Raw genomic sequence first — 22,743 nt, forward strand, 5'->3', positions numbered from 1 at the left:
CGACCGGCCGGGAGCGCGGGTCAGCAGTGGGCCTTGCCGTAGGCGTCGATCGCGGCGCCGGAGTCGACGAGCTCGGTCTGCAGCTCCTGGAGCCGGGGTGCCAGCGCGGCGTTGGCCTCCGGGTTCCGCAGGTCCGCCTCGCCCAGCAGGTCGCGCATGCCGGTCCAGGCGGCGACCAGGCGTTCCCACTCCGCCTCCGCCCCGGCCGGCGGCTCGACCGCGGCGATCCGGTCCACCGCCTCGCCGAGCACCCGCCGGGCGTCCTCCGGCGCCTGCAGGCTCTGCAGGTCCGCGGTGATGCCGGTGAGCAGGCCGGGCACCTCGGTGCAGAACGTCTCCTTCCTCGCCGCCTCGGCCGCCGCCGCGTCCTGGGTGGCCGTGGTGGCTGCGGACGGGGCCCCGGTCGAGGGCGCCGCGGACGGCGGCTCCGAGCCTCCCGACGAGCCTCCCGACGAGCACCCGACGAGGACGGCGGGCGCGACGACCAGGGCCAGCAGGACGGTGCCGAGCCGCGAGGTGCGCATCGGCGCACGGTAACCAGCCCTCGGCCGACTCGGTCGGCGTGCGGTCAGACGGGCACGTCCGAGTCGACCAGCAGCTGCCCGTCCGGGCCCGCCACGAGCTGGATGACGTGCTGCTCGGGGAACGTGTCGCCGTCGTTCTCCACGAAGGTGACCTCGGCGTCCACCACCAGCGTGCTCGGGTCGGCCCGGACCTCGCCCAGCGTCACCGAGCGGAAGTTGCTCCAGAACGCCCGGTAGTCGCCGGGGCTGCTGATGTCGCGCAGCGTCGGACCGGTGCGTTCCCACGCCGCGTCGGGTCGTCCGGGCAGCAGCGCGTAGTAGTCGGTGACGAACTGCTGCATCTCCGCCGCGGTGGGCGGGCCGTCGGGCGTCGTCGCGGTGGGGGTCGTGGTCTCCGGAGTGCTCTCCTCGACGCTCGGCGTGGTCCCTTCCGGCTCGGCGTCCGGCTCCGGTGAGGCGCTCTGCCCGGCCGAGTCCGGGGCGGGCGCGGAGGACGTCGGGGCGTTCCCGGCGGCGGTGCCGTCCTGTCCATCCGGGCGGTTCAGCCAGATCACCAGCAGGACGGCGACCACGCTCAGCACCAGGACCGCGACCAGCGCGGCGGGCCACCGCGGGCGCCGCCGGGTCACCGGCGCGGGGGCCGGCCGGGAGGCCGGCTCCGCAGGCGCCGGCTGGGCGGGAGGCGCCGCAGGCGGCTCCGCGGCCGCCCCGGGCGGCGGCGGAGGCGGGGCGATCGGCGTCCGCTCCACCGGCGCCGGCCGGGGCCGGGCCGGCATCCCCGGGAGGGTCTTCGGCAGCGTGGTGCGGGCGGTCAGCACCTCGGTGACGTCCCGGTCGGGGCCGGCCGCCAGCGTCGCCAGCTGGTCACGCACCGGCACCATCGTCGGCCGCTGGGCCGGGTCGGCCGACAGCATCCGCATCAGCGGCGCGGTCAGGGCGCCGGCCTGCTGCGGCGGCTGGAAGTCACCGCCCGCGACCTTGTGCAGCATCTGCAGGGCGTTGTCGCTCAGCCCGAACGGCGGGGTGCCCTCGAGGCAGGCGTAGAGCGTCGCCCCGAGGGAGAAGACGTCGCTGGCCTCGTCGGGGGAGGAGCCCTGGGCCACCTCCGGGGCCAGGAAGGCCGGCGTCCCCTTCACCACCCCGGTCTGGGTCAGCGAGACGTCCCCGACCGCCCGGGAGATGCCGAAGTCGGTGATCTTCACCAGGCCCTCGCGGCCGGCACCCTCGCCGATGAGGATGTTGCCCGGCTTCACGTCGCGGTGGACGATGCCCGCCGCGTGCGTCGCGGCCAGCGCATCGGCCACCTGCGCCCCGATCTGCGCCACCTGGGCGATCGGCAGCACCCCCCGCTCCTGCAGCAGCGCCGCCAGGCTGACCGAGGGCAGGTACTCCATGACCAGCCATGGCTGGCCCTGGTCGAGGACCATGTCGTAGACCGAGACGGCGTGCGGGTGCGAGAGCCGGGCGGCGATCCGTCCCTCGCGCATGGCCGCCTCGCGATTGGCCTGCGCGAGCGCCGGGTCGATGCCGGCGGGCACCAGCACCTGCTTGACCGCGACCTCCCGGCCCAGCAGCTCGTCGCGCGCGAGCCAGACCGCGCCCATGCCGCCACCGCCCAGCTGGGAGCGCAGCCGGTACCGGTCGGCCACGAGGGCCCCGGGGCCGGTCACCGGGAAGAGGGGAGCACGGGCCGGAGAACGGCGGCGGTCAGGCCGTGACGGGGGCCCCGAACCGACGCGTGTACTCGGTCTGGGCCCCCTCGGGCAGGGCGTCGTAGAGCTCGCTCAGCTCGCCGAGCGAGCTCTCGGGCAGCTCGTCGAACAGCTGCTCCCAGCTCGGCGGGTCGTCGTAGCTGCGGGTCAGCAGCAGCTCCCACGCTCGGGTCTGCCGTTCGTGCTGGGCCCGGCCGGCGACCAGCCCGGAGAGGTAGGCGTCCTTCGCCGCGGCCTTCTCCGCCTTCGTCGCGTCGTCGGGCAGCTGGGTGGGGTCGGTGTCCCGGAGGGCGGCCACGATCGCCGCCACCACCTCGGGGCGCACCTGCTCGGACTCGGTCATGGCCTGCCCCTCCCGGCCCGTTCCCGGGCCACCTCGCACTCTCCGACGTCTGATCATCCCTGGCGCGGGGGTCGGACGACCACCCGAGCGACGCGCCGACCCGCCGATCCGGAGGGCGGCGGCTGACCGCCCGGCCCCCGCCCGGTAAAGTGGGCCCCGCACTGGAGGATTCGCCTAGTGGCCTATGGCGCTCGCTTGGAAAGCGGGTTGGGTGCAAGCCCTCGGGAGTTCGAATCTCCCATCCTCCGCAGGTAGAGCGCCGTCACGGCGCCGAGCATCAGCGCGCCCCCGGCCAGTGCGGTCGGGGTCAGCCGCTCGCCGAGCACGGCGGCGGCCAGGCCAGGGTGCTGGGCGCCACCCCCACGCCATCGACGGCGACCACACGCCGACGGAGGCCCGGGGTCAGCAGCCGCGGGCGGGGCCGCCACGTCGTCTCCCTGGTGTCCGATCGGGGTCCGGCGCCGGCCGGTCGTCTACAGTGGGGACCGACCCCTCGTGCGGCGTCACCCTGTGAACCTCCCCAGGGCCGGAAGGCAGCAAGGATAAGCGGGCTCTGACGGGTGTGCGGGGGGTCCTTTTCGTTCCCGGATCCACATGGCACGCACAGGTCCATGCGCTTCGATGCATGAACCTTCACATTCTCTCCTCGGGAGTGGTCATGGCCGGACGTCGTACCTGGTGGATCGTCGGTGGAGCGGCCGCGGTGCTCGCCGCCGGTGTGGTCGGAGGGCCGCTCGTCTACGCCGCCCTGGAAGAGGACGCGCCCCCGGCGCCCACCGTCCGGGCCCAACCCTCGAACGCCCCGCTCGTCGCCGGCACCGACGGCACCTGGACCGTCGCGCCGGGCTCCTCGGCGGGGTACCGGGTGCACGAGGTGCTCAACGGCGCCGACGTGACGGTGGCCGGCACCACCGACCAGGTCACCGGCTCGGTGGTGATCTCCGGTGGCGACCTCACCGAGGGGCAGGTCACCGTGGACGTCGCCGGCATCACCACCGACCGGTCCCCGCGGGACGCGTACTTCCGCGACACCGTGATGGACGTGGCCGCCCACCCGACCGCCACCTTCGCGATCACCGGGCCGGCCGACCTGCCGGAGCTGACCGGCACCCCGGTCGCCGTCCCGGTGGCCGGTGAGCTGACCCTGGCCGGGACGACCCGGCCGGTTCAGGTCGACCTCTCCGTCGTACGCACCGCGGCGGGCGTGGACGTCTCCGGGTCGGTCCCGGTCACGTTCGGCGACTACGGCATCGACGCGCCCAGCCTGGGTTTCGTGCGGGTGGACGACCAGGGGGCGGTGGAGTTCTTCCTGCATCTCACCCGGTGACGCCCGCGGCCTCGTCCAGCGGCCCGCCGCGAGCCTGCGAGTGGTGAGGGGGGCCAGGTCCGTTGAGTAGCCTCGGCGACCGTGGCACTGGCTCTGTACCGGAAGTACCGCCCGGCGACCTTCGCCGAGGTGGTCGGCCAGGAGCACGTCACCACGCCCCTGGTCAACGCCGTCGACGGCGGGCGGATCAACCACGCCTACCTCTTCAGCGGCCCGCGCGGCTGCGGCAAGACCTCCTCGGCGCGGATCCTCGCCCGCTCGCTGAACTGCGTGCAGGGCCCCACGTCGAACCCGTGCGGGGTGTGCCCCTCCTGCGTCGCGCTGGCACCCGACGGGCCCGGCTCGCTGGACGTGATGGAGATCGACGCGGCCAGCCACGGCGGCGTCGACGACGCCCGTGAGCTGCGCGAACGCGCCTTCTTCGCGCCCGTGAACAGCCGGTACAAGGTCTACATCGTCGACGAGGCGCACATGGTCACCACGCAGGGCTTCAACGCCCTGCTGAAGGTGGTCGAGGAGCCGCCGGAATTCCTGGTCTTCGTCTTCGCCACCACCGAGCCGGACAAGGTGCTGCCCACCATCCGCTCGCGCACGCACCACTACCCGTTCCGGCTGGTGCCGCCGGGCACCCTGCGCGGCCTGCTCGAGCGCACCTGCGAGGCGGAGGGCGTCACCGTCGAGCCCACGGTGTTCCCGCTGGTGGTGCGGGCCGGCGGCGGCTCGGTCCGCGACTCGCTGTCGATCCTCGACCAGCTGCTCGCCGGCGCCGGCCCCGAGGGCGTCACCTACCGCACCGCCGTCGGCCTGCTCGGCGTCACCGACGACGCGCTGATCGACGAGACGGTCGACGCGCTGGCCGCCTCCGACGCGCCGGGGGTGTTCCGCGCCGTCGACCGGGTGGTGGAGGCCGGGCACGACCCCCGCCGCTTCGCCACCGACCTGCTCGACCGGCTGCGCGACCTGATCGTGCTCGACGCCGTCCCCGAGGCCGGGGGCAACGGGCTGCTCGACTGCCCGCCCGACCGGATGGACGTGATGTCCCGCCAGGCGCAGGCCCTGGGCTCGGCCACGCTGTCCCGGCTGGCCGACACCGTGCACGAGGGGCTCAGCGAGATGCGGGGGACGACGGCGCCCCGGCTGCTGCTCGAGCTCGTGTGCGCCCGGATGCTGCTGCCCGGCGTCGACGGGTCGGCCGCGGCGACGCTGCAGCGCCTGGAGCGGCTCGAGCGGCGGATGTCGATCGCCGGCGAGCACGCCGGCCGGCCGGTCGCCGAGGTTGCCGCCACCCCGGCGGCGCCGGCGCCGCGGGTAGCGGCGCCCGAGCGGGCCGGTGAGCCCGAGCCCGCTTCCGAGCCGGTCCGGCCGGCGCCGGAGCGGGCCTCCCAGCCGGTCCGCGCCGCGGAGTCCGCGACCGCGCGCAAGCCCTACGTCCGCCCGTCGCAGGCGCGGCCGGAGGCCGCGCCGCCCCGCCCGGTCGCGCCCGCCGCCGCGTCCACCGGCTCGTCCACCGGCTCGGCCACCGACGGGGACGACGGTTGGCCGGCCACGGCCCGACCGGGTGCCCTCGCCGCCCCGGAGCCTGCCGCCGGCCGCCCCGCGCCGCCGGCTCCCGAGCGTCCCGCGCCGCCGGCCGGTGCTCCCGCTCGCCGGCCGGTCGCGGCCACCGGAGAGCCCGACATCCCGTTGCCCCCCGAGCCGGACGACGAGGACTGGCCGCAGCCGGCGGCGGCTCCCGCCCCGGCCGCCGCCGCGGAGTCCGCACCGGCGCCGCGGGCCGCCGCGGAGTCCGCTCCGGCGCCGCGCGGCGGCGAGCCGTCCCCACTGGTGTCCGCCGCACCGGCGCAGGCAGCTGACGACGGCGAGCTCACCACCGCCGACATCCGGCGGATCTGGCCGGAGCTGCTGGCGGTGGTCAAGCGGCACAAGCGCACCACCGAGGCGCTGCTGCGCAGCGCCCAGGTCCACGACCTCACCAACGGCGTGCTCAGCCTGGCGATGACGTCCCCGGCGCTGGCCCGGCTGATGAACGACGACCTGAACAAGGACGTCGTCCGCACGGCGCTGCAGGAACTGCTGGGCGTCCGCTGGCGGGTGCAGGCCGTCGCGGACACCCCCGGTCAGCCCGCTGCCGGCGTGCCGGCACCCACCCCCGAGGCGGCGCGGGCGGCCACCCGGGCGGCGGAGAGCGCCGAGGCCGCCGAGCTGCTCGCCGAACGCGCCGCCGACACCGACACCGGTACGGCTCAGGATGCGGAGCCGGCGCTGGACGCCGAGCAGGCCGCCCTGCAGCTGCTGCGCACCCAGCTCGGCGCCCGCCCGATCGACAGCTGACGGGCGGCGCGCCCCGGCCCGGGAGCGGTACGGCGACGCCGTCGGGGGCCAGCACCTACTCTCGGGGGATGCGACCCGGAGGCCAGCCCGACATGCAGCAGCTCATGAAGCAGGCGCAGAAGATGCAGGAGCAGTTGGCTGCCGCCCAGGCGGAGCTGGCCTCCGCCGAGGTCACCGGCACGGCCGGCGGCGGCCTGGTCAGTGCCACGATGACCGGCAGCGGTGAGCTGACCGCGCTCACCATCTCCCCCGAGGCGGTCGACCCCGACGACGTCGAGACGCTGCAGGACCTCGTCGTCGCCGCCATCCGCGACGCCGGCCGGGCGGCCAACGAGCTGGCCGCCAGCACGATGGGTCCGGTCACCGGTGGGCTCGGCGGCCTCGGGCTCCCCGGCGCCTGACCCACCCCGTGGGGTCCTCCGGCGCGCGAACCGCGCCCGGGGGAGCCCACCTCTGCGAGGAGCACCGTGTACGAGGGCGCTGTCCAGGACCTGATCGACGAGCTCGGCCGGTTGCCCGGTGTCGGGCCGAAGAGCGCGCAGCGCATCGCCTTCCACCTGCTCTCGGCCGAGTCGGCCGACGTCAGCCGGCTCGTCGCGGCCCTGCAGCGGGTCCAGGCCGAGGTGCGGTTCTGCACCATCTGCTTCAACGTCTCCGAGGGCGAGCAGTGCCGGATCTGCCGTGACGCTCGCCGCTCGCTCGACGTGATCTGCGTCGTCGAGGAGCCGAAGGACGTCGTGGCGATCGAGCGCACCCGCGAGTTCAAAGGCCGCTACCACGTGCTCGGCGGCGCGATCAGCCCGATCGAGGGCATCGGCCCGGACGACCTGCGGGTCCGGGAGCTGATGACCCGGCTGATGGACGGCTCGGTCACCGAGCTGATCATCGCGACCGACCCCAACCTCGAGGGCGAGGCGACCGCGGCCTACCTCGCCCGGCTGGTCGCCCCGATGGGGCTGGCCGTCTCCCGGCTGGCCAGCGGGCTGCCGGTCGGCGGTGACCTCGAGTACGCCGACGAGGTCACCCTGGGGCGGGCCTTCGAGGGCCGGCGGCGGATCGACGCCTGAGGAAGGACCCCCCTGCCCCCCGCTACTCGCAAGCTCGCGGCGGGACCCTGCAGGGGGGCCGCTCCGCCCAGGACGGGGCCGGCTCGCGGCGGGACCCTGCAGGGGGGCCGCTCCGCCCAGGACGGGGCCGGCTCGCGGCGGGACCCTGCAGGAGGGCCGCCCGATGATGGCTGAGCGATCGCTCACATGCTGCGCGCGCGGTGGCGGGTGGCGCGCCGGCGCGGCATCCTCGAGGAATGGTCGGGCCGGGTTCGTTGACGCGTCGTCGCGTCATCGACCTGATGCGCACCGCCAGCCTCCTCTGACGTCGGGCGATCGCCTCCCGCAACCCCGGCCAGATCGCGCAGCGCCTCCCGTGCAACCGCGCCGCCGGTGGGTACGGGACAGCCGCCGCCCGTGTCCGCACCACCGCAGAGGATCCCGTGATCGAGCTGTCCGACGTCCGCAAGGTCTTCCCCGCCCGCCGTGGTGCGGGGGAGGTCGTCGCCGTCGACGGGGTGAGCCTGTCGGTCGCCCGCGGCGAGTTCGCCGGAGTGGTGGGCCCCAGCGGCTCGGGCAAGAGCACCCTCGCCCGGCTGGTCAACCTGCTCGAGCGGCCCACGTCGGGCACGGTGACCGTCGACGGTCAGGTGCTCACCGACCTCGACGCCGGCGGGATCCGGCGGGCCCGGCGGTCGGTCGGCATGATCTTCCAGCACTTCAACCTGCTCGACTCGCGCACCGCGGCCGGCAACGTCGAGCATCCGCTGGAACTGGCCGGCGTGGGCCGCGCCGAGCGCCGCCGCCGGGTCGCCGAGCTGCTGGACCTGGTGGGCCTGGCCGACCGGCACGGGTCCCGCCCCGCCCAGCTGTCCGGCGGGCAGAAGCAGCGCGTCGCGATCGCCCGGGCGCTGGCCGCCCGGCCCACCGTGCTGCTCTGCGACGAGGCGACCTCCGCCCTCGACCCGGGCAGCACCAGCGGCGTCCTGGACCTGCTGCGCCAGGTGCGCGCCGAGCTCGGGCTCACGGTGCTGCTGATCACCCACGAGATGTCCGTGGTGCGCGCGGTCTGCGACAGCGCGGTCCTGATGAGCGCCGGCCGGGTGGTCGACGGTGGCCCGCTGAGCGAGGTGCTGACCCGGCCGGGTTCCGCGCTGGCCGCCCAGCTCGTCCCGGCGCCGGCGGCGGGAACCGATGCCGCCGGTGGCGAGCTGGTGGAGGTCACCGTCACCGACGCGGCGCCCGAGGGGCTGGTGCTGCACACCCTCGCCGCCGAGCTCGGCCTGTCCGTCGAGGTCATCGGCGGATCGGTGGAGACCGTCGCCGGCCGGCGGTTCGGCCGGCTGCTGCTCCGGGTCCGGGGCGACGACGGCCGGCTCGACCCGGCGCTGGCCCGGCTGCGCGCGGCCGGGGCACTGGTCGGGCGCACGGCGGCCGGCGATCCGCGCCCGTTCCCCGACGCGGACGACGAGCCCCGACCCGAGCCGGAACCGGACGTCCAGCGCCTCGCCGACGCCCCGGACGTGCAGCGGTGAACGACTGGTCCCGGCTCGTCCCGCAACTGGTGGACGCCACCTGGGAGACGCTCTACATGGTGGGGGTCGCCACCGGTCTCACCGTGCTGCTCGGCGTTCCGCTCGGCGTGCTGCTCACCGTGACGGCACCCGGCGCGCTCGCGCCGCACCCGATGGTCAACCGGCTGCTGGGCCTGGTGGTCAACCTCGGCCGCTCGCTGCCGTTCATCATCCTGCTGGTCCTGGTCGCGCCGGTCACCCGCGGCATCGTCGGGACCACCATCGGCTCCACCGCGACGATCGTGCCGCTGACCATCGGCGCGGTCCCGTTCCTGGCCCGGCTGGTCGAGACCAGCCTGCGCGAGGTCGCGCACGGCAAGGTCGAGGCGACCCTGGCGATGGGCGCGCGCCGCCGCGACGTCGTCCGCACCGTGCTGCTGCCCGAGGCGCTGCCCTCGCTGGTCGCCGGCGTCACCGTCACCGTCGTCGCGCTGATCAGCTACTCGGCCATGGCCGGCGCCGTCGGTGGCGGCGGGCTGGGCGACTTCGCGATCCGCTACGGCTACCAGCAGTTCCGCACCGACATCACCCTGGCGACCGTCGTCCTGCTGCTGGTCGTCGTCCAGCTCCTGCAGTGGGCCGGCGACCGCTGGGCCCGCCATCTCGCCGCCGCCTGACCCGGCCCGACCAGTCCGCCGGCCGACCGGCCGGAGCCCCCGCACCGAGGAGAACCCGAACCATGCGCTCCAAGCCCACCCTGGTCGCCACCGCCCTGGCCTCGGCTCTCGCCCTGGCCGCCTGCGGCGGTGGTAGTGCCGAGCTCTCCGCCGAGGACGAGCCCTTGCAGGTCGGGGCCTCGCCGCTCCCGCACGCGGAGATCCTGCGCTACATCGACGAGGAGCTGGCCCCCGACACCGGGCTGGACCTCGAGGTCGTCGAGTTCACCGACTACGTCCAGCCCAACGTCGCCCTGGACGACGGCTCGATCGACGCCAACTACTTCCAGACCGTGCCGTACCTGGAGGAGCAGGAGGCCAACGCCGGGTACGACTTCACCGCGCTGGCCCCCGTGCACATCGAGCCGCTGGGCATCTACTCCGACTCGTTCACCGACCTCGCGCAGCTGCCCGACGGCGCCACCGTGGCCATTCCCAACGACCCGACCAACGCCGCGCGGGCGCTGGACCTGCTGGCCGCCAACGACCTGATCACCCTGGCCGACACCGGGGACGCCGCACCGACCCCGCTGGACATCGCCGAGAACCCGAAGAACCTGCAGATCCAGCCGATCGAGGCGGCGCAGCTGCCCCGGTCGCTGGTCGACGTCGACGCCGCGGTGATCAACGGCAACTACGCGATCGACGCCGACCTGGTCCCGGCCGAGGACGCGCTCGCGCTGGAGGAGGCGGAGGGCAACCCGAACGCCAACCTCCTGGTCGTGCGCACCGGCACCGAGGACGACGAGCGGATCCAGCAGCTGGAGGAACTGCTGCACTCCGACGAGGTGCGCACCTTCATCGAGGAGACCTACGAGGGCGCCGTCATCCCCGCTTTCTGAGCTCTGCGCCGGGCAGCTGCCACCGGGGCCGCGGGTCACTCGACGACGACGTCGTCCCCCCGGCGCAGCGCCCGGCGCACCCGGAGCGGCACGACCGCGCCGAGCAGCCGCACCACCCCCGAGTAGCCCGGGGTCGGGCCGTGGTAACCGAGGAAGCCGCGGGGCCCGGCGACCATCGCCCCCGTGTCGACGTCGTAGCGGCTCTGGTGCCACGGGCAGACCAGGCAGCCGTCGGCGTCGATGCGGCCGGCGGACAGGTCGGCGAGCTGGTGCCGGCACCGGCGGGACACGGCGAACAGCCGCCCGCCGTCGTTGCCGACGGCCCAGTCGCTGGCCCGGCGGACGGCGCCCGGGGGCAGGTCGGCGGCGGGCAGACGGTCGGGCTCGGGCACGGCGGGCCTCCTGGTGAACGCGGTCGGTACCCGCAGCCTTACCCACCGCCGCGACCGGCAGACGTGGCGCCGCGGACGGCCGGAACCGTCGGTGGGCGGTGGGACGGTTGCCCTCCCCAGATCGACCCCCGAGGAGGAAGTCATGCCCACTCGCGACACCGTCTGGCCCTCCGGCACCCCGTGCTGGATCGACTACGGCGCCCCCGACGTCGAGGCGGCGAAGGCCTTCTACGCCGAGGTGCTGGGCTGGACGTACACCGGCGGCGACCCGGAGTTCGGCGGGTACCTGATCTGCCAGCGCAACGGTTGCGACGCCGCGGGCCTGGCCCCGCACCAGGACCCGGTCGACCCGCCCCGCTGGACGACGTACTTCGCCACCGACGACGCCGCGGCGACGGCCGCGCGCATTACCGAGGCCGGTGGCACGGTGGTATTCCCCCCGATGGAGGTCGGCCCGATGGGCACGATGGCGATCGCCCGTGACCCCCAGGGCCATCCGTTCGGCCTGTGGCAGGGCGCCCAGAACACCGGGGTGCAGGTCTACGGCGAGCCCGGTGCGCTGAGCTGGAACGACGCCGCTGTCGACGATCCGGCGGCGGCGCGGGAGTTCTACAGCGCGGTCTTCGGCTTCAGCTGGGAGGAGATGCCCGACTCCGGCGGCTACTGCACCTTCTCCACCGGCGCCCAGCCGCTCGGCGGTCTCGGCGCCACCGCGGAGTCGTTGCCCACGGGGTGGACCACCTGCTTCTCGGTCGCGGTGACCGACGAGGCGGTGCGCCAGGTGGAAGCCGCCGGCGGCGCGGTGCTGATGGCGGCGGAGGACACGCCCTACGGGCGGATCGCCGTCGTGCGCGACCCCTGGGGCGCACCGTTCTCCGTGATGCAGGACGTCTTGGGCTAGGCCCCGCGCACCTGCCGGGGCGGCCTCCGCACCCCGGTGGGCAGCGGGTCCCCGGCCGCCGGAGCGCGTGCCACTATGGCCCGCGTGACGCACCCCGCCTCGGCCAGCGCCCTGCTGCGCCACGTGCGCACCGGGCGCGCGCGCAGCCGGGCCGAGCTCGTCGCGCTCACCGGCGCATCACGGAACACCGTGAGCGCGCGGGTCGACCAGCTGATCGGGGCGAACCTCCTGGCGGAGGGCGGCCGGGGCTGGAGCACCGGCGGGCGGCCCCCCACGTTGCTGCGCTTCAACAGCGGGGCCGGGTGCGTGCTCGCCGTCGATCTCGGGGTGACCAGTGTCGACGTCGCCGTCACCGACCTCTCGGCGCAGGTCCTCGCCACGGTCGGGCACCCGATCGACATCGCCGACGGGCCGGGCCCGGTGCTGGCCGAGGTCGACCGGCTCGCCCAGAAGGTGCTGGCCGAGGCGGGGCTCACCCCCGCCGACGTGTGCGCGGTGGGGGTCGGCGTGCCCGGGCCGGTGGAGTTCTCCACCGGCCGGCCGTTCCACCCGCCGATCATGCCGGGCTGGCACGACCACCCGATCCCGAGCGCGTTCGGCCGCTACGAGTGCCCGGTCTACGCCGACAACGACGTGAACGTCATGGCGCTGGGGGAGATGGGCGTCGCCGGGTCGGTCGAGGACGTGCTGGTGGTGAAGGTCGGCACCGGCATCGGCTGCGGGATCATCATCGAGGGCCGGGTCTACCGCGGGGCCCAGGGCAGCGCCGGCGACATCGGGCACATCTCCGTCCCGGCACCCGGCGGTCGGGCCGTGGTCTGCCGGTGCGGGAACGAGAACTGCCTGGAGGCCATCGCCGGTGGTGGTGCGCTGCTCCGCGACGCCGTGGCGGCGGGCCTCCCGGTCGGCTCCACCCGGGAGCTCGTCCAGCTGGCGGCGCACGGTGACGGGCCCGCGCTCGAGCTCGTCCGCAACGCCGGCCGCACGATCGGCACGGTGCTCGCCAGCCTGGTCAACTTCTTCAACCCGCACCGCATCGTGATGACCGGCGGGGTCGCGCAGGCCGGGGCCCCGCTGCTCGCGGGCATCCGCGAGGCCGTCTACGGCCGCTCCATGCCCCTGGCCGCCCGGGCGCTGGACATCACGGTGAGCGACGCCCCCGACCTCTCCGGCCGGCTCGGCGCCGCCCTGATGGCGATCGAGGGCTTCCTGGACGAGGACACGGTCCACCAGGCCGTCGCCCGCTGATCCACGCGCCACCTGGCGCCACCCGGCGTCTCCGCACCGCAGTGCCGCCGCCACCGAACCCCGCAGCGCGCCGCAGGTTGCGGTTCGGTCACGTCCGCCGGAGCCCTTGACCGCCGAGAAGCGGCGGCAATAGTGTCCCGCGTCACGGACTAATGGTCAGCGTTGAGCAAAAGTAGGAGGTGGTCGCGGTGTCCTCTGCCCACGGCGTCCGGTCCGGTGCTCCCGGGCCCGCCCGCGCCGCCACCACCGTCACCCGGGCCGGGACGGCGAGGTGAGCGCCGCGGCCGCACCGGCGGAGGCCCCGCTGCTGGAGATGCACGGCATCGTCAAGCAGTTCCCCGGCGTCCGGGCCCTGGGCGGGGTCGACCTCGACGTGCGCGCCGGTGAGGTGCACTGCCTGCTGGGCCAGAACGGGGCCGGAAAGTCCACCCTGATCAAGGTCCTGGCCGGTGCCCACCAGCCCGACGAGGGCCGGATCACCTGGCGCGGCGAGCAGGTCTCCCTCGGCGACCCGCAGACCGCCATCGCGCTCGGGATCGCCACCATCTACCAGGAGCTCGACCTGGTCACCGGGCTGACGGTGGCCGACAACGTCTTCCTCGGCCGCGAGCGGTCCCGCTTCGGGCTCAGCCGCCCGGCGGAGAACAACCGCGCGGCGGCGGCGCTGATGGCCCGCCTCGGCCATCCCGAGATCCGCCCCGCCACCGAGGTCGGCCAGCTGTCGGCGGCCGCCCAGCAGATGGTCAGCATCGCCCGGGCCCTCTCGCAGGACGCCCGGCTGATCATCATGGACGAGCCGTCGGCGGTGCTGGACAACGAGGAGGTCGAGCGGCTCTTCGACGTCATCCGCGACCTGACCGGTCACGGGGTCGCCGTCGTGTACATCTCCCACCGGCTGGAGGAGATCCGGCAGATCGGGGACCGGATCACCGTCCTCAAGGACGGCCGCACCGTGGCCACCGGGCTGCCGGCCCGGGAGACCCCCACCGGGGAGGTCATCACGCTGATGACCGGCCGGACCATCGAGTACGTCTTCCCGCCCCGCGCCGAGCGGCCCCGGGCCGACGCCGAGCCGCTGCTCGAGGTCGCGGGCCTGAGCCTCGCGGGCCACTTCTCCGACGTCTCCTTCACCGTGCGCCCCGGAGAGGTGCTCGGGCTCGCCGGCCTGGTCGGATCGGGTCGATCGGAAATCCTCGAGACCCTCTACGGCGCCCGCCGGCCCACCGCCGGCACCGTCCGGGTCGCCGGCCGGGCGCTGCGCCGCGGGGACGTCGCGGCGGCGGTGTCCGCCGGCGTCGGGCTGGCCCCGGAGGAGCGCAAGAGCCAGGCGCTGCTGATGGGCGACCCCATCTACGCCAACATCACCCTCTCCAGCCTGGCCCGGTTCGTCCGCGGCGGCCTCCTCTCCGGCCGGGCGCAGAAGAAGGCGGCCCGGGAGCAGGCCGAGGCGCTGGACCTGCGGCCCGTCGACGTCTCCCGTGAGGTCCGGACGCTGTCCGGCGGCAACCAGCAGAAGGTCGTGCTGGCCCGCTGGCTGCTGCGCGACTGCACGGTGCTGCTGCTGGACGAGCCCACCCGGGGGGTCGACGTCGGCGCCCGCTCGGAGATCTACGCGCTGATCCGCCGGCTGGCCGACCGCGGGGTGGCCGTCGTCGTCGTCTCCAGCGAGATACCCGAGGTGCTCGGGCTGGCCGACCGGGTGCTGGTCATCGCTGATGGCGCGGTGGTTGCGGAGGCGCCGGCCGACGCGCTGGACGAGCACCGCGTGCTGGACCTGGTCATGCACGGCGCGGGCCCGGCCGCGGGTGCCGCACACGAAGGGGAAGTGGCATGAGCGAGAGCAGCACCGCGACGCCGGCTGCGGGCGGTCCTCCCGCCGGGTCGACCGCGCCGCAGGAGCCGGGCGGCAAGGGGCCGGGACTGATGTCGGGCCCGCTGGGCCGCAACCTCGGCCTGGTCGTCGCCCTGGTCGTGCTCTGCGTGGTCGGCAGCATCACGGCGCCGGGACGCTTCGTCGACATCGACAACGTGCTGACGATCCTGCGGCTCGCTGCCGTGATCGGCGTGGTCAGCATCGGGATGACGTTCGTGATCATCGGGGGCGGGATCGACCTGTCGGTGGGTGCCCTCGTGGCGCTCTCCTCGGTCTGGGCCACCACGCTGGCCACCCAGGCGCTGGCCCGTGACTTCCACTGGATCGTCATGGTGTTCACCGCCGTCCTGGTCGGTGCGGTCGCCGGGCTGGTCAACGGCGTGGTGATCGCCTACGGAAAGATCGTCGCGTTCATCGCCACCCTCGCGATGCTGGCCGCGGCCCGGGGCCTGGCCGAGATCATCGCCAACCGGCGGACCCAGATCGTCGACAACCCGGGGTTCCGCGACTTCTTCGCCGGCGACGTCCTCGGCGTGCCGACCCTGGTCATCATCTTCGCGCTGGTCGCCGTCGCCGGGTGGGTCCTGCTCAACCGGACGACCTTCGGCCGCCGGACCTTCGCCGTCGGCGGCAACGCCGAGGCCGCCCGCCTGGCCGGCATCCGCGTCCAGCGGCACACCGTGTGGCTCTACGTCCTGTCCGGGGTCACCTGCGGCATCGCGGCCGTGATGCTGATGGCCCGGACGACGACCGGCAGCTCCACCCACGGCACCCTCTACGAGCTGGACGCGATCGCCGCGGTGGTGATCGGCGGGACGCTGCTGGTCGGTGGGCGGGGCACGATCGTCGGCACCGTGCTCGGCGTGCTGATCTTCACCACGCTCGGCAACGTCTTCACGCTGAACAACCTCTCCAGCTCCGCCCAGGCCGTGGCCCGTGGCGTGATCATCGTGATCGCCGTCCTGCTGCAGCAGCGGCTGGCCGGCGGCGGCGCCCGTCGTCGCCGGCCCGGGCGGGACGCGGCGGCGGGCAGCCCGGCCGGTGCCGTGTCCGGCGGGTCCGCCGCCGCCGGCGGCCCGGCCGGCGACCGTCCCGGCGACGCGGACGGTCGCCCGCCCACCTGAACCGTCCGCGGCGCGCGCCGCCGCCCGGGTCAGCACGACCCGGCGGGCCACCCGGGCCCGTCGGTGCCCCACCACCACCTGGCGAACAGCCAGGGAGGCGATCTGCGAGGAGAGAACATGTCTGCAACGAGGCAGCGCCCGTTCCGCCGTCTGATGTCCACGACCGCCGCCCTGGTGGGTGCCGGTGTGCTGGTGACCGGGTGCACGGGCAACACCCCCGAGAACGAGGGGTCCGGGAACGGTGCCGCCAACGTCGCCAGCTCGAACGACGAGACCGGCGAGACCGTCCGGATCGGGTTCTCCGCCCCGGCCGCCGACCACGGCTGGATGGCCGGCATCAGCAACGCGGCGCAGGCCGAGGCCGAGGCCCACGAGGACGTCGACCTCATCGTCGCCGAGGGCACCAACGACGTCAGCACCCAGATCGCCCAGGTCGAGACGTTCATCAACGAGGGCGTCGACGCGATCGTGCTGCTGCCCTTCGACGGTGCCGCGCTGACCCCGGTGGCGATGAAGGCCATGGAGGCCGGCATCCCGGTCGTCAACGTCGACCGCGAGTTCTCCAGCCCGTTCGCCGCCCGCGCCACGATCCTGGGCGACAACTACGGCATGGGCGTCTCGGCCGGCACCTACATCTGCTCGCGGCTGGGCGACCAGCCCGACGCCGTCGTCGCCGAGATCGCCGGCATCGACTCCCTCCCGCTCACCCAGGACCGCAGCCGCGGCTTCGCCGACGCGCTGGCCGACTGCGGCCTCGACGTCGACAACCGGGTGGCGGCGGAGTTCACCGTCGAGTCCGGTGAGGAGGCGGCGGCGAACCTGCTGCAGGCCGCCCCGGAGATCGACGCCCTCTGGAACCACGACGACGACCAGGGCGTCGGTGTCCTGGCCGCGATCAGCAACGCCGGCCGGGACGAGTTCTTCATGGTCGGCGGCGCCGGCTCGGCCAACGCGATGCGGGAGATCCAGTCCGGCGACTCGGTGCTCGAGGCGACCGTCATCTACCCCTCCACCCAGGCGGCCGACGGGATCGCGCTGGCCCGGCTGATCGCCCAGGGCAAGAGCATGTCCGACCTGGTCTCCCAGGAGGTGCCGCGGGAGATCGTGCTGAACGCCCCGGTTGTCACGGCTGAGAACGTCGACCAGTACATCGACAGCGCTTTCGAGTCCTGACCGACCGGAGCCGCCGGGTGCCCTGTTCCCGCACCCGGCGGCTCCGCCGCACCGAGGAGCCCCCATGACATCCCCCGGCCGCCCTTCCCTGGGCATCGGCCTCATCGGGTACGCCTTCATGGGCGCCGCCCACAGCCACGCGTGGCGCACCGCGCCCCGCTTCTTCGACCTGCCGCTGCACCCGCGGATGGCGGTGCTGGCCGGCCGGGACGCAGCCGGGGTGGCCGCCGCCGCCGATCGGCTGGGCTGGGCGGCCACCGAGACGGACTGGCGGCGGGTCCTGGAGCGGGACGACGTCGCACTGGTCGACGTCTGCACGCCCGGGCACACCCACGCCGAGATCGCCATCGCCGCCTTGGACGCGGGCAGGCACGTGCTGTGCGAGAAGCCGCTGGCGAACTCGGTCGCCGAGGCCGAGGCCATGGCCGCCGCCGCCGAGCGGGCCGCCGCGCGGGGGGTGATGGCCATGGTCGGCTTCACCTACCGCCGGGTGCCGGCGGTCACCCTCGCCCGGCGGCTGGTCGCCGAGGGGCGGATCGGGCAGATCCGGCACGTGCGGGCCCAGTACCTGCAGGACTGGATCGCCGACCCGGCCGCGCCGATGTCCTGGCGGCTGGAGCGGGACAAGGCCGGCTCGGGGGCGCTGGGCGACATCGGCGCGCACATCGTCGACCTCACCCAGTTCATCACCGGCGAGCGGCTCACCGGGGTGAGCGCGCTGCTGGAGACGTTCGTGCACCAGCGGCCGCTGCCGGCAGCCACCGGGAAGCTGTCCGGGGTGGGCGGAGACGAGACGGGGGAGGTCACCGTGGACGACGCCGCGGTGTTCCTCGGCCGCTTCACCGGCGGGGCGGTGGCCACCTTCGAGGCCACCCGCTTCGCGCTGGGCCGCAAGAACGCCATCCGGATCGAGGTCAACGGCTCGGCCGGCAGCCTGGCCTTCGACTTCGAGGACATGAACGTGCTGGAGTTCTTCGACGGCTCCGAGCCCGCCGAGACCGCCGGGTTCCGCCGGATCATCGTCACCGAGCCCGGGCACCCCTACGTGGCCGCGTGGTGGCCGGCCGGCCACGGCCTCGGCTACGAGCACGGCTTCACCCACCAGGTCGTCGACCTGCTCACCGCCCTCGCCGCCGGCGAGCAGCCCGCCCCGTCCTTCGCCGACGGGCTGCAGGTGCAGCGGGTGCTCGACGCCGTCGAGCGCAGCGCGGCCGACCGCTCCACCTGGACCGACATCCCCAGCTAGCCCCCAACCGTGCTTTTTCGGGATGAAGCACGGTGCTTCATCCCGAAAAAGCGCGGTCGACCGAGGAGAACTGATGCCCCGCCCTGTCACCCTGTTCACCGGCCAGTGGGCCGACCTGCCGTTCGAGGAGATGTGCCGGCTGGCCTCCGAGTGGGGGTACGACGGCCTGGAGATCGCCTGCTGGGGCGACCACCTCGACGTCGAGCGCGCCGCGAACGACGAGTCCTACGTCGCCGACCGCAAGGCCCTGCTGGCGAAGCACGGCCTGTCGGTGTACGCGATCTCCAACCACCTCAACGGCCAGGCCGTCTGCGACGACCCGATCGACGAGCGGCACCGTGGGATGGTCCATCCCCGGGTCTGGGGCGACGGCGACCCCGAGGGCGTGCGGCAGCGGGCGGCCGAGGAGATGAAGCTGACCGCGCGGGCGGCGGCGAAGCTCGGCGTGGACGTCGTCGTCGGGTTCACCGGATCGAAGATCTGGAAGACCGTGGCGATGTTCCCGCCGGTGCCCGAGTCGATGATCTCCGACGGCTACGCCGACTTCGCCGCCCGCTGGAACCCGATCCTGGACGTCTTCGACGAGGTCGGGGTGCGGTTCGCGCACGAGGTGCACCCGTCGGAGATCGCCTACGACTACTGGACGACGGTGCGCGCGCTGGAGGCGATCGGGCACCGGGAGGCCTTCGGGCTGAACTGGGACCCCAGCCACTTCGTCTGGCAGGACCTCGACCCGGTCGGCTTCCTCTGGGACTTCCGGGACCGGATCTACCACGTCGACTGCAAGGACGCGAAGAAGCAGGTGGGCAACGGCCGCAACGGCCGGATGGGCTCGCACCTGCCGTGGGCCGATCCGCGGCGCGGCTGGGACTTCGTCTCCACCGGCCACGGCGACGTCCCGTGGGAGGCCTGCTTCCGGATGCTGAACACGATCGGCTACGCCGGGCCGATCTCGATCGAGTGGGAGGACGCCGGGATGGACCGGCTGGTCGGCGCCCCCGAAGCGCTGGCGTTCGTCCGCCGGCTCGCCTTCGACCCGCCGACCGCAGCGTTCGACGCCGCCTTCTCCTCCGGCAACTGAGGACCACCAAAATGGCCATTTTGGCGGGACCGAGCGGGCGGTACGTGCCCGTGGCCGTCCGCCAAAATGGCCATTTTGGTGGACGGTGAACGTCAGCGGACCCGGCCGCGGGGCTTGAGCGGCATCGACGGCAGCGGCGGCGCCGGCATCCGGACGTCGTCCCAGCCGGCGACGGCGCCGAACCGGTCACCGCCCCGGGATTCGGCGTCCCACTGCTCGGCGAACCCGGAGATCTCCTCGCCCGAGCGCCCGACGAAGTTCCACCACATCACGATCCGCTCCTCGAACGGCTCGCCGCCGAGCAGCAGCAGCCGGGTGGCCTCCGCGGCGCGCAGCCGCAGCGTCCGCCGGCCGGTGCCGAGGTAGAGCATCGCGCCCGGGGTCAGCGGGGTGTCGTCTACCCTGGCGGCCCCGGAGCTGGTCAGCAGCGCGTACTCGAAGTCCGGTTCGAGCGGGATCTCGACGTCGGCGCCGGCGGTGAGGTGCAGATCCGCGCCCATCAGTGGCGTGTACGCCCGGCCCGGTGACTCGGCGCCGCCGAACGATCCCATCAGCACGGTCGCGGCCAACCCGTCGGAGGTGAACCCCGGCAGGGTCGGGTGGTGCTCGAAGGCGGCCGGGACGGACCGGTCCGCCTCCGGCAGCACGACCCACAGCTGGGCACCGTGCAGGTACCGCGGATGGCCGGCGGGGGACTGCTCGGAGTGCGCGATGCCCTGCCCGGCGGTCATCAGGGCCAGCTCGCCGGGGCCGAACCGGAGGTCGCTGCCCACCGAGTCGCGGTGCTGCACCTCGCCCTCGAGCAGCCAGGACACCGTCTGCAGCCCGGTGTGCGGGTGCGGCGGCACCTGCATGCCCGGCCCGGTGGCGATGTCGTCGGGGCCGTAGTGGTCGACGAACGCCCAGGCGCCCACCATTCGCCGTCCCAGCGTGGGCAGCAGCCGGCGGACGACGGTGCTCTCGCCGAGCAGCACCTGCTTGCCCGGCAGCAGGTCCAGCACCGGTCCGCCCGGCGTCTGCGCCCGGCCGCCCAGTTCGCGGGCGGCAGGCCGGCGGTCGGTGTTGCTCATGGCGCCGGCGGAACGATGCGGGGGAGGAGGGTGGGGTCCTCGGCGGTCACGGCTGCCTCATTTCGGTTGAGTACTCAACTACCACGCCATTGTAGGCCGCCGTCCGATGGCTGTCTCCCCTCACCGCCACCGGTCGAGCCCGGGGCCGTCGAGCTCGTCGAGCGTGCCGGCCCGGCCGAGCAGCGCCAGCAGCAGCGCGTCGCCCGGCCCGCGCACCTCCGGATCGCCGGGGTCGCCGGCGGTCCAGTCCAGTTCGGGGGCCACCAGGTGCAGCCCCGCGGCGCGTTGCCGGCTGCCGAACGGGCCGCCGAGCCGGACGGCGGTGTCCAGGGCGGTGCGCAGCCGCTCCGGCGGCGTCGGCCGCTGCCGCCCGAGGGGGCGGCGGATGTCCTGCGCGTGGCTGACCACCTCGACCAGCATCTGGCCGGCCGTGCCCCCGGGTGGCGTCCGGCGGCTGTCGACCGCCCGCCGCCAGCCGGACAGCAGCGTGGTCAACGGCGCCGAACCCCGCTGCACCGCCGTCCGCGCGAGGAACCGGTCGACGTCGAAGCCGGCCCGGACGAGGCCCATGACCGCCGAGCTGAGTGGCGTGTCGGTGGCCATCGTCAGGTGACCCACCACGTCCCGCACCCGCCAGCCGGCGCACAGCGAGAGCGTGTCCCACTCGCGCATTTGCAGGTCCTGCAGCAGGGCGAGCACGTCCCGGCGCTCGGCGGACACCAGGTCCCACCGGAGGTCGTCGTCCACACCGGGACCGTGCTCGCTCCGCCGCGCCGGGGCAACCCCGGCCGTCCCGCCCGACCCAGCCGTTCCGCCCCGTCTCAGACGGACCCGCGGTGCCGCCGGATGACGTCGGCGTACGCGCGGGCGCTGTCCTTGGGCGTGCGCCGCTGGGTCCCGTAGTCGACGTGCACCAGGCCGAAGCGCTGTGCGTAGCCGCGGGCCCACTCGTAGTTGTCCAGCAGCGACCAGGCGAAGTACCCCCGGACGTCGGCGCCCTGCTCGATCGCCGTGGTCATCGCCGCGAGGTGGCGCAGCAGGTAGTCGGTGCGCTCGGGGTCGTGCACCGCGCCGTCGTCGCCGACCTCGTCGGGCCAGGCGGAGCCGTTCTCGGTGATGAACAGCGGCAGGCCGGGCGCCAGGTCGCGCAGCCGCAGCATCAGGTCGGTGAAGCCCTCGGGGGAGATGCCCCAGCCCATCGTGGTGGTCGGCCCCGCCGGGTCGATGTCGTCGATCCGCTCGGCGCCGATGAAGGCGGTCGCTTTGCCGGTGGGCTCGGCGACGGCCCGCACGGTCGAGCGGAAGTAGTAGTTGACGCCCAGCCAGTCGACCGGTGTGGAGATGACGTCCAGGTCGCCGTCCTCGACGGGCAGCGGGGCACCGGCCGCGGCCAGGTCCCGGACGACGTCGGCCGGGTACTCGCCGGTGACGATCGGCACCAGGAACATCCGGTTCTGCTGGCCGTCGAGCCGGCGGGCGGCGTCGACGTCGGCGGGGGAGCCGGTGGCCGGTGACATCGGCGTGAAGTTCAGCGTGATGCCCAGGTGGTCGGCACCGGCGTCGCGCAGCACCCGGGTGGCCAGCCCGTGCCCGAGCAGCAGGTGGTGCGTGGCGCGGGAGGCCTCGACCGGGTCGCGGTGGCCGGGCGCGTGCTGGCCGGCCATGTGCCCGAGCAGCGCGCTGCACATCGGCTCGTTGAGGGTCGACCAGTGGGCGACCCGGTCGCCCAGCGCCCCGTGCACGACGGCGGCGTAGTCGGCGAACCGCGCGGCGGTGTCCCGGTCGGTCCAGCCGCCGCGGTCCTGCAGCGCCTGCGGCAGGTCCCAGTGGTAGAGGGTCAGCCAGGGGTCGATGCCGGCGGACAGCAGCTCGTCGACCAGCCGGCGGTAGAAATCCAGGCCGCGCTGCTCGATCCGGCCGGCGCCCTCGGGCAGCACCCGGGACCACGCGACGGAGAAGCGGTAGGCCGACAGTCCCAGCTCGCCCATCAGCGCGACGTCCTCGGGGTAGCGGGTGTAGTGCTCCACCGCCACGTCGCCGGTGTGGCCGGCGAAGGTCTTCCCCGGGGTGTGGCTGAAGGTGTCCCAGATGGACGGGCCGCGGCCGTCGACGTCGACCGCGCCCTCGATCTGGTAGGCGGCGGTCGCGGCACCGAAGACGAAGCCGGTCGGGAACTGCAGCCCGGCGGCGGTCGCCGGACGGACGTCGGTGGAGGTCATGACAGTGGTGCTCCTCGGAGTCGGTGGCAGGGTCAGGCCCTCCTGCAGGGGCCCGCCGCGA

Annotated in this window: 21 protein-coding genes, 1 tRNA gene and 1 other RNA gene; 16 read left to right on the top strand and 7 right to left on the bottom strand. The window is 74.5% G+C overall.

The features are described from left to right. Positions 1–20: 20 nt before the first annotated feature. Genes ACYVG5_RS10925 through ACYVG5_RS10935 form a run of 3 tightly spaced genes read right to left on the bottom strand, consistent with a single transcriptional unit; the run spans position 21 to position 2,579 of the window. A complete protein-coding gene (locus tag ACYVG5_RS10925; RefSeq protein WP_222047478.1) occupies positions 21–524 on the bottom strand; it encodes a hypothetical protein in 504 nt (167 codons plus the stop codon). 44 nt (positions 525–568) lie between these two features. Next, positions 569–2,194 (bottom strand): serine/threonine-protein kinase, encoded by a 1,626-nt coding sequence (locus ACYVG5_RS10930; protein ID WP_222047475.1) that lies wholly within the window; start codon positions 2,192–2,194, stop codon positions 569–571. 37 nt (positions 2,195–2,231) lie between these two features. Beyond that, positions 2,232–2,579: a hypothetical protein gene (locus ACYVG5_RS10935; RefSeq protein WP_222047472.1), complete on the bottom strand. Its 348-nt coding sequence runs from the start codon at positions 2,577–2,579 to the stop codon at positions 2,232–2,234. A 163-nt stretch (positions 2,580–2,742) separates the two neighbouring features. Here ACYVG5_RS10935 and ACYVG5_RS10940 point away from each other — a divergent pair. The 9 genes from ACYVG5_RS10940 to ACYVG5_RS10980 all read left to right on the top strand — a co-directional run bounded on the left by ACYVG5_RS10940 (position 2,743) and on the right by ACYVG5_RS10980 (position 10,355). Next, a tRNA-Ser gene (locus ACYVG5_RS10940) sits at positions 2,743–2,827 on the top strand. A gap of 236 nt (positions 2,828–3,063) precedes the next feature. Continuing rightward, an RNA gene (ffs, locus tag ACYVG5_RS10945) (signal recognition particle sRNA small type) lies at positions 3,064–3,159 on the top strand. 45 nt (positions 3,160–3,204) lie between these two features. Next, positions 3,205–3,906 carry a YceI family protein gene (locus ACYVG5_RS10950; RefSeq protein WP_460683175.1) on the top strand — a complete coding sequence of 234 codons (702 nt, stop codon included), beginning with the start codon at positions 3,205–3,207 and terminating at the stop codon, positions 3,904–3,906. An 81-nt stretch (positions 3,907–3,987) separates the two neighbouring features. Then, positions 3,988–6,237, top strand: coding sequence for a DNA polymerase III subunit gamma and tau (locus tag ACYVG5_RS10955; RefSeq protein ID WP_460683176.1), 2,250 nt, complete (start codon positions 3,988–3,990; stop codon positions 6,235–6,237). Positions 6,238–6,305: 68 nt separating this feature from the next. Beyond that, on the top strand, positions 6,306–6,638 hold the full coding sequence (locus ACYVG5_RS10960) for a YbaB/EbfC family nucleoid-associated protein (protein WP_222047463.1): 333 nt from the start codon (positions 6,306–6,308) through the stop codon (positions 6,636–6,638). A 66-nt stretch (positions 6,639–6,704) separates the two neighbouring features. Next, complete coding sequence (gene recR / locus ACYVG5_RS10965) at positions 6,705–7,304, top strand: recombination mediator RecR (protein ID WP_222047460.1); 600 nt, start codon at positions 6,705–6,707, stop codon at positions 7,302–7,304. Between the two features lie 422 nt (positions 7,305–7,726). Beyond that, positions 7,727–8,818, top strand: a complete 1,092-nt coding sequence (locus tag ACYVG5_RS10970; protein ID WP_222047457.1) for a methionine ABC transporter ATP-binding protein — start codon at positions 7,727–7,729, stop codon at positions 8,816–8,818. Then, positions 8,815–9,474, top strand: a complete 660-nt coding sequence (locus tag ACYVG5_RS10975) for a methionine ABC transporter permease (RefSeq protein WP_222047454.1) — start codon at positions 8,815–8,817, stop codon at positions 9,472–9,474. Before ACYVG5_RS10970 ends, ACYVG5_RS10975 begins: the two co-directional genes overlap by 4 nt. Positions 9,475–9,536: 62 nt before the next feature. Continuing rightward, a complete protein-coding gene (locus tag ACYVG5_RS10980; protein ID WP_222047451.1) occupies positions 9,537–10,355 on the top strand; it encodes a MetQ/NlpA family ABC transporter substrate-binding protein in 819 nt (272 codons plus the stop codon). A gap of 35 nt (positions 10,356–10,390) precedes the next feature. On the opposite strand, the gene ACYVG5_RS10985 is transcribed toward ACYVG5_RS10980, so the two are convergent. Further along, positions 10,391–10,747 carry a Rieske (2Fe-2S) protein gene (locus tag ACYVG5_RS10985; RefSeq protein WP_460683177.1) on the bottom strand — a complete coding sequence of 119 codons (357 nt, stop codon included), beginning with the start codon at positions 10,745–10,747 and terminating at the stop codon, positions 10,391–10,393. A gap of 142 nt (positions 10,748–10,889) precedes the next feature. Between ACYVG5_RS10985 and ACYVG5_RS10990 the strand changes: the two genes are divergently transcribed. The 7 genes from ACYVG5_RS10990 (at position 10,890) to ACYVG5_RS11020 (ending at position 19,393) form a co-directional block, all read left to right on the top strand. After that, positions 10,890–11,648 (top strand): VOC family protein, encoded by a 759-nt coding sequence (locus tag ACYVG5_RS10990; RefSeq protein WP_222047445.1) that lies wholly within the window; start codon positions 10,890–10,892, stop codon positions 11,646–11,648. An 84-nt stretch (positions 11,649–11,732) separates the two neighbouring features. Continuing rightward, entirely contained in the window at positions 11,733–12,896 is a 1,164-nt protein-coding gene (locus ACYVG5_RS10995; RefSeq protein ID WP_460683178.1) for an ROK family protein, read from the top strand. 271 nt (positions 12,897–13,167) lie between these two features. After that, on the top strand, positions 13,168–14,730 hold the full coding sequence (locus tag ACYVG5_RS11000) for a sugar ABC transporter ATP-binding protein (protein WP_460683179.1): 1,563 nt from the start codon (positions 13,168–13,170) through the stop codon (positions 14,728–14,730). Beyond that, positions 14,727–15,893 (top strand): ABC transporter permease, encoded by a 1,167-nt coding sequence (locus tag ACYVG5_RS11005; protein WP_222047439.1) that lies wholly within the window; start codon positions 14,727–14,729, stop codon positions 15,891–15,893. The genes ACYVG5_RS11000 and ACYVG5_RS11005 overlap by 4 nt, the downstream gene beginning before the upstream one ends. A gap of 117 nt (positions 15,894–16,010) precedes the next feature. After that, positions 16,011–17,066, top strand: a complete 1,056-nt coding sequence (locus ACYVG5_RS11010; protein ID WP_222047416.1) for a substrate-binding domain-containing protein — start codon at positions 16,011–16,013, stop codon at positions 17,064–17,066. A gap of 64 nt (positions 17,067–17,130) precedes the next feature. Next, positions 17,131–18,312 (top strand): Gfo/Idh/MocA family protein, encoded by a 1,182-nt coding sequence (locus ACYVG5_RS11015; RefSeq protein ID WP_222047415.1) that lies wholly within the window; start codon positions 17,131–17,133, stop codon positions 18,310–18,312. Between the two features lie 73 nt (positions 18,313–18,385). Then, positions 18,386–19,393, top strand: coding sequence for a sugar phosphate isomerase/epimerase family protein (locus ACYVG5_RS11020; protein WP_222047413.1), 1,008 nt, complete (start codon positions 18,386–18,388; stop codon positions 19,391–19,393). Positions 19,394–19,485: 92 nt separating this feature from the next. Here the strand turns inward: ACYVG5_RS11020 and ACYVG5_RS11025 are convergent, their stop codons facing one another. From ACYVG5_RS11025 to ACYVG5_RS11035, 3 genes are all read right to left on the bottom strand, one after another. Further along, complete coding sequence (locus tag ACYVG5_RS11025) at positions 19,486–20,463, bottom strand: pirin family protein (RefSeq protein WP_222047411.1); 978 nt, start codon at positions 20,461–20,463, stop codon at positions 19,486–19,488. Between the two features lie 120 nt (positions 20,464–20,583). Further along, positions 20,584–21,210 carry a maleylpyruvate isomerase family mycothiol-dependent enzyme gene (locus ACYVG5_RS11030; RefSeq protein WP_222047409.1) on the bottom strand — a complete coding sequence of 209 codons (627 nt, stop codon included), beginning with the start codon at positions 21,208–21,210 and terminating at the stop codon, positions 20,584–20,586. Positions 21,211–21,284: 74 nt separating this feature from the next. Beyond that, a complete protein-coding gene (locus ACYVG5_RS11035; RefSeq protein ID WP_222047407.1) occupies positions 21,285–22,682 on the bottom strand; it encodes a GH1 family beta-glucosidase in 1,398 nt (465 codons plus the stop codon). Between the last annotated feature and the right edge of the window lie 61 nt (positions 22,683–22,743).

It is taken from the genome of Modestobacter lapidis (assembly GCF_054780755.1).

Coding starts and splice junctions, on each gene's coding strand:
- ACYVG5_RS11025 (WP_222047411.1), bottom strand. CDS start 20,463: ATGAGCAACACCGACCGCCGGCCTGCCGCCCGCGAACTGGGCGGCCGG.
- ACYVG5_RS11015 (WP_222047415.1), top strand. CDS start 17,131: ATGACATCCCCCGGCCGCCCTTCCCTGGGCATCGGCCTCATCGGGTAC.
- ACYVG5_RS11035 (WP_222047407.1), bottom strand. CDS start 22,682: ATGACCTCCACCGACGTCCGTCCGGCGACCGCCGCCGGGCTGCAGTTC.
- ACYVG5_RS11020 (WP_222047413.1), top strand. CDS start 18,386: ATGCCCCGCCCTGTCACCCTGTTCACCGGCCAGTGGGCCGACCTGCCG.
- ACYVG5_RS10950 (WP_460683175.1), top strand. CDS start 3,205: ATGAACCTTCACATTCTCTCCTCGGGAGTGGTCATGGCCGGACGTCGT.
- ACYVG5_RS11005 (WP_222047439.1), top strand. CDS start 14,727: ATGAGCGAGAGCAGCACCGCGACGCCGGCTGCGGGCGGTCCTCCCGCC.
- ACYVG5_RS11010 (WP_222047416.1), top strand. CDS start 16,011: ATGTCTGCAACGAGGCAGCGCCCGTTCCGCCGTCTGATGTCCACGACC.
- ACYVG5_RS10960 (WP_222047463.1), top strand. CDS start 6,306: ATGCGACCCGGAGGCCAGCCCGACATGCAGCAGCTCATGAAGCAGGCG.
- ACYVG5_RS10980 (WP_222047451.1), top strand. CDS start 9,537: ATGCGCTCCAAGCCCACCCTGGTCGCCACCGCCCTGGCCTCGGCTCTC.
- ACYVG5_RS10990 (WP_222047445.1), top strand. CDS start 10,890: ATGCCCACTCGCGACACCGTCTGGCCCTCCGGCACCCCGTGCTGGATC.
- ACYVG5_RS10935 (WP_222047472.1), bottom strand. CDS start 2,579: ATGACCGAGTCCGAGCAGGTGCGCCCCGAGGTGGTGGCGGCGATCGTG.
- ACYVG5_RS10925 (WP_222047478.1), bottom strand. CDS start 524: ATGCGCACCTCGCGGCTCGGCACCGTCCTGCTGGCCCTGGTCGTCGCG.